This window comes from Haladaptatus sp. (genome assembly GCF_049589095.1).
In the GTDB taxonomy this organism is placed as follows: domain Archaea; phylum Halobacteriota; class Halobacteria; order Halobacteriales; family Haladaptataceae; genus Haladaptatus.
Map to the genome: position 1 here is coordinate 1 of NZ_JBAWAC010000399.1, position 4878 is coordinate 4878.

At 63.0% G+C, this 4878-nt stretch carries 5 protein-coding genes and 1 pseudogene; 2 read left to right on the plus strand and 4 right to left on the minus strand.

Annotated elements, in window-relative coordinates:
• On the plus strand, positions 1-1298 hold a 1298-nt coding region (lonB, locus tag WBV42_RS12535; protein WP_423986331.1), incomplete at its 5' end, for an ATP-dependent protease LonB.
• A gap of 101 nt (positions 1299-1399) precedes the next feature.
• Positions 1400-2329 carry a lysostaphin resistance A-like protein gene (locus tag WBV42_RS12540; protein ID WP_423986332.1) on the plus strand — a complete coding sequence of 310 codons (930 nt, stop codon included), beginning with the start codon at positions 1400-1402 and terminating at the stop codon, positions 2327-2329.
• A 228-nt stretch (positions 2330-2557) separates the two neighbouring features.
• Here the strand turns inward: WBV42_RS12540 and WBV42_RS12545 are convergent, their stop codons facing one another.
• From WBV42_RS12545 to WBV42_RS12560, 4 genes and pseudogenes are all read right to left on the minus strand, one after another.
• Positions 2558-2995: a transcription elongation factor Spt5 gene (locus tag WBV42_RS12545; protein WP_423986333.1), complete on the minus strand. Its 438-nt coding sequence runs from the start codon at positions 2993-2995 to the stop codon at positions 2558-2560.
• Between the two features lie 8 nt (positions 2996-3003).
• Positions 3004-3180: a protein translocase SEC61 complex subunit gamma gene (locus tag WBV42_RS12550; protein WP_253228245.1), complete on the minus strand. Its 177-nt coding sequence runs from the start codon at positions 3178-3180 to the stop codon at positions 3004-3006.
• 181 nt (positions 3181-3361) lie between these two features.
• Positions 3362-4510 carry a cell division protein FtsZ gene (gene ftsZ / locus WBV42_RS12555; protein WP_423986334.1) on the minus strand — a complete coding sequence of 383 codons (1149 nt, stop codon included), beginning with the start codon at positions 4508-4510 and terminating at the stop codon, positions 3362-3364.
• A gap of 117 nt (positions 4511-4627) precedes the next feature.
• Positions 4628-4878 (minus strand): annotated as a pseudogene (locus tag WBV42_RS12560) (D-aminoacyl-tRNA deacylase); the annotation flags it as partial.

Genomic DNA, 4878 nt, shown 5'->3' on the forward strand with positions numbered 1-4878 from the left:
CCGGTGGCATGGAGACGCCGAGCCACGACCGCGTGGAACCCGGCGCCATCCACAAGGCGAACAAGGGCGTGTTGTTCGTGGACGAGATCAACACCCTCGACATCCGCAGTCAGCAGAAGCTGATGACCGCGATTCAGGAGGGCGAGTTCTCCATCACCGGACAGTCCGAACGCTCGTCCGGTGCGATGGTTCACACCGAACCCGTCCCGACCGACTTCGTGATGGTCGCGGCGGGGAACCTCGACGCGATGGAGAACATGCATCCGGCGCTCCGGAGCCGTATCAAGGGGTACGGGTACGAAGTGTACATGGACGACACCATCGACGACACGCCGGAGATGCGCCGGAAATACGCGCGCTTCGTCGCACAGGAAGTCGAAAAGGACGGTCGGCTCCCGCACTTCACGGACACGGCAGTCGAGGAAATCATCCTCGAAGCCCAGCGCCGTGCGATGCGGAAGGACCACCTCACGCTCAAACTGCGTGACCTCGGTGGCCTCGTCCGCGTCGCCGGTGACATCGCCCGTGCGGAGGACGCCGAGAACACCACGCGCGACCACGTGCTGCAAGCGAAACAGCGCTCGCGTTCCATCGAGCAACAGATCGCCGACGACTACATCGAACGCCGGAAGGACTACGAACTCACCGTTTCGGCGGGCGACGTGGTCGGCCGCGTGAACGGTCTGGCGGTCATGGGCGAGGACAGCGGTATCGTCATGCCCGTCATGGCGGAAGTCGCGCCGTCGCAGGGTCCCGGCAAGGTGATCGCCACCGGGAAACTGCAGGACATCGCCGAGGAGGCGGTGCAGAACGTCAGCGCCATCATCAAGAAGTTCAGCGACGAGGACATCTCCGAGAAGGACATCCACATCCAGTACGTCCAATCCTACGAAGGCGTCCAGGGTGACTCCGCGTCGGTGACGATGGCCACGGCGGTCATCAGCGCGCTGGAGAACATCCCCATCGACCAGAGCATCGCCATGACCGGCTCGTTGTCGGTTCGCGGCGACGTGCTCCCCGTCGGTGGCGTCACGCACAAGATCGAGGCGGCCGCGAAAGCGGGCGTCAAGACGGTCATCATCCCGAAGGCCAACGAGCAAGACGTGATGATCGAGGACGAGTACAAAGAGATGATCGAAATCGTCCCCGTCACGCACATCAGCGAAGTCCTCGAAGTCGCGCTCACGGGCGAATCCGAGAAGGACAGCCTCATCAACCGACTGAAGGACATCACCGGCCACGCCCTCGACCGCAAGGTCGGCGGCACCAAGCCCGGTAGCAACCCAAGTCCGCAGTAGCGGGCGAACGAGAATTCGTTTTTTCCGTTCTCCGACACGAGCAGCGACCGCGTCGCCGTAGTAGATAGTTTTTCACCGTCAGCGTACGAACACGAACGTGAATGGTCACGCCGAACTGGAACGCGTTCGCAGGCGTCACCCTCATTGTCCTCGTCGTCCTCATCGCACTGGCCCGCGCCTCGCAAGCGATGTTCGTCGGGGAGGACGAAGACGGATGGGAGGAACCCGAGGCAACCGTCGAAACGCCCGACCGACGCGTACGGAACGGCGGGGACGAATGGGGCGGGTACGAACGGAGCAGGAACGGGGACGAACGGGACGACGACGAACGGGATACCAACGAATCGAACGATTCCAGTGTCGAGGACCAGGGCCGCCGACCGACCGAAGTTTCGTCGCCGATCCCCGACGAACCGTTCCCGGCCGTCGAGTCTCCGACTCCTGTGGAGGATTTCACGCCGGGGACGCTGCTGGTCAACGTCGCGCTGAGTCAGGGGCTGTTCGGCGTGATTCTCGTCGTCGCCGCCGTGCTGACCGCGATTCCCGCCGACGCGCTCGGCGTGGGGAGCGCGACGGCGACCCAGTTCGGCGTCGGGGCACTTCTCGGGGTGGCGCTCTACGTCGCCAACGAACTCGGCCAGCAAGTGGTCGACGCGGCCGGAATCGAGTACGAGGACAGCCTTCGGGAGATGCTCACCCCCGATTCGGTCCGCGGGTGGATCGTTTTGCTCGTTCTCGTCCTCCCGATCATCGCGGGGTTCGAGGAACTCCTGTTCCGGTCGTCCCTCGTGGGCGTGTTCGCCGCCGGGTACGGCATCTCGCCGTGGTTCCTCGTCGTCGCCTCGTCAGCCGCGTTCGCTGTCGGCCATGGCGCGCAGGGTCCGGCCGGTGTGCTCGTCACGGGGACGCTGGGTGCGGCGCTCGCCAGCGCGTTCGTCCTGACGGGAAGCATGGTTGTGGTCGTGGTCGCCCACTACCTCGTCAACGCGCTGGAGTTCGCGGTTCACGCTCACGACGATTCGTCGAGATAGTCGGCGAACACGGATACTGCACGCTCGTAGGGGGTCGGAGAAGTCGAGAGAATCGGGAAGCTCGCTCCCGTGTCACGGAGCGGTGCGCTGTGCTTACCGCTCTTCGCTGTTCTCGTGAGCCGGGCGGGACCGTCGGTCCCGCTGGAAGCCGGCGCTTTACGCCGGCGACGAAGCGAACGGGAGCACGGAAGAACGGAGTTCTTCCGGTGCGAACGAGGGTCAGAAGAGCTATCGCTCTTCGCTGTCCAGCACGCGGATCTGGTCACCGCGCACGGTAACTGGAATCGGGACGGTGGCCTCGTATAGCTCGACCGTTACCTGGTCCTTCCCCTCGTCGATACGCTGGACCTGCGCCTTCTCACCCTTGAACGGTCCGGCGATGAGTTCCACGATGTCCCCTTCCGCGATGCCCTCCACGTCGGGCGTCGGGGAGAGGAAGTGCTCCACTTCGGAGATGTTGCTCTCGCCGGGGACCATGCTCCGCGCGTGGGGGATTTCCTCCAGTACGCGGTCGATGACGCGGTGGTCGTCGGCCTCGACCATGACGTAGCTGGTGAGCGAGTCGGGTGCGAGGACCGCGTGAATCTCCGGTTCCTCGCGGTTGATGATCATGTCCGCGACTGTACGTTCCTGACTTGCCGTGGTCTTTACTGCGTAGATAGGCATTTGTTCTCCTATACGGGGGCGGCGTTGATGAAGCTCATGATGGCGAAGATCACGAACCCGAGCAGTCCGACGAGCAGAATACCGGCACCGGCAATCTGAGCGATCTTTGAGAACTCGTTCCACGACGGCGTGCTCGCCAATTTGAGCACCCGTAGGTACGACGCGAGGTCAAGCTTAACGTCCATTGTTGGTTGTGCTTGGCCATCGGGCTTTTTCTATCTTACTACAGAGGGATGAGAGCGAAACGTGGTTGGGACACGTTCGAGGGGGATCGATCGAAACGGCATCGAAGCTCGTACCGAACTCGTCTCGATTTTTGTGAAAACCCACGGCTCTCCGCCACAAATCCGAAAAACGAAGAAGAGATTATTCGACGTAGTCGATGTCTTCGGCCTGCTGTTGGGCCTGCGCCTGTGCCCGTTCGGCTTCGTTGCGGCCGTAGATCTGTGGCGATTCGACGCCGGTGACGACGATCATGGTACGCATGGTGCCGTCGAGGTCCTCGTCGATGGAGGTCCCCCAGATGATGCGGGCGTCGGGGTCGATGCGGTCGTAGATCTGCTCGACCACGCCTTCGGCCTCCTCGATGGACATGTCATTGCCACCGGTGACGTTGACGAGCGCGGATTTCGCGCCGCTGATGTCCACGTCGAGGAGTGGCGAGCGCAGGGCGCTCTTGACCGAATCCTGTGCCTTCTGGTCGGAGTCGCTCTCGCCGAGACCGATCATCGCCACGCCGCCTTTCTCCATGACGGTGCGAACGTCGGCGAAGTCGAGGTTGACGAGGCCGGGCTTCGTGATGAGCTCCGTGATGCCTTTCACCGAGCGCATGAGCACTTCGTCGGCAACCTTGAACGCCTGTTTGACGGGCAGTTTGCCCACGGAGTCGAGCAGGCGGTCGTTCGGGACGACGATGACGGTGTCGCTCACGTCGCGCAGGCGCTCCAGACCGGCCTCCGCGTTGGTGCGGCGGACCTCGCCCTCCGCCGTGAACGGCGTCGTGACGATGGCGATGGTGAGCGCACCGGCCTCGCGCGCGGCTTTGGCGACGACCGGGGCGCTCCCCGTGCCGGTGCCGCCGCCGAGACCGGCGGTGACGAACACCATGTCCGAGCCTTGAATCGAGTCGTAGATTTCGTCCTGACTTTCGAGGGCGGCCTCCTCGCCGACCTGCGGGAGCGACCCGGCACCGCGCCCGCTCGTCTTCTGTTCGCCCATCAGGATCTTAGTGTCCGCCTCGATTTCGACGAGATGCTGAACGTCGGTGTTCGCGGCGACGAGTGACGCCCCGTGGATCCCCTCTTCGGCCATTCGGTTGACCGTGTTCCCGCCACCGCCGCCGCACCCGACGACGGTGATGTTGGTTTGGAGTTCCTTGAGTACGTCCTGTAGTTCCTCGTCGGTCATCGTCCCGGAGAGACTGGTGTCCTGCGAGACACCACCGACCTGCGATTGGGGGGCTTCCTGTTGTTGCCCTTCCGCCTCCTCAATGGCGTCTTCAACGATTGAATCCATCCTTGAAGCTTCTTTTACGAACGCACATTAATTATCTTTCCCCTCTGGGCGACGGTCGTCTGACTCATATCACCCCATCGTGAAAAAAAGCTATAAGCACTGATTCATCCCCGGGATTCACCGCACGGGGAAGACGCGTGTCCGTTCGGTTTGCACCTTGCCGGGTGGAATCGTCGTCCCGTTCACCTCCACCGCGACCCCGGACGAGAGCTTTCCGAACGCTGGACCCTCCGGAACGCCCAATTTGCGAGCCTTCTCGGGATCGAACCCCACGTCACGCACGACGATTTCGTCCCCGTTCCGGCTCACCTCGTCGTACTTTCCGTCGAGCAGTTCGACCAGTCCGTCGATGATGGCCTCGAAGTCCG

What these genes read in the sequence shown, in the direction of transcription:
- WBV42_RS12550 (WP_253228245.1), bottom strand. Translation starts at nt 3,180, where the DNA reads ATGGACGTTAAGCTTGACCTCGCGTCGTACCTACGGGTGCTCAAATTG.
- ftsZ (WP_423986334.1), bottom strand. Translation starts at nt 4,510, where the DNA reads ATGGATTCAATCGTTGAAGACGCCATTGAGGAGGCGGAAGGGCAACAA.
- WBV42_RS12540 (WP_423986332.1), top strand. Translation starts at nt 1,400, where the DNA reads ATGGTCACGCCGAACTGGAACGCGTTCGCAGGCGTCACCCTCATTGTC.
- WBV42_RS12545 (WP_423986333.1), bottom strand. Translation starts at nt 2,995, where the DNA reads ATGCCTATCTACGCAGTAAAGACCACGGCAAGTCAGGAACGTACAGTC.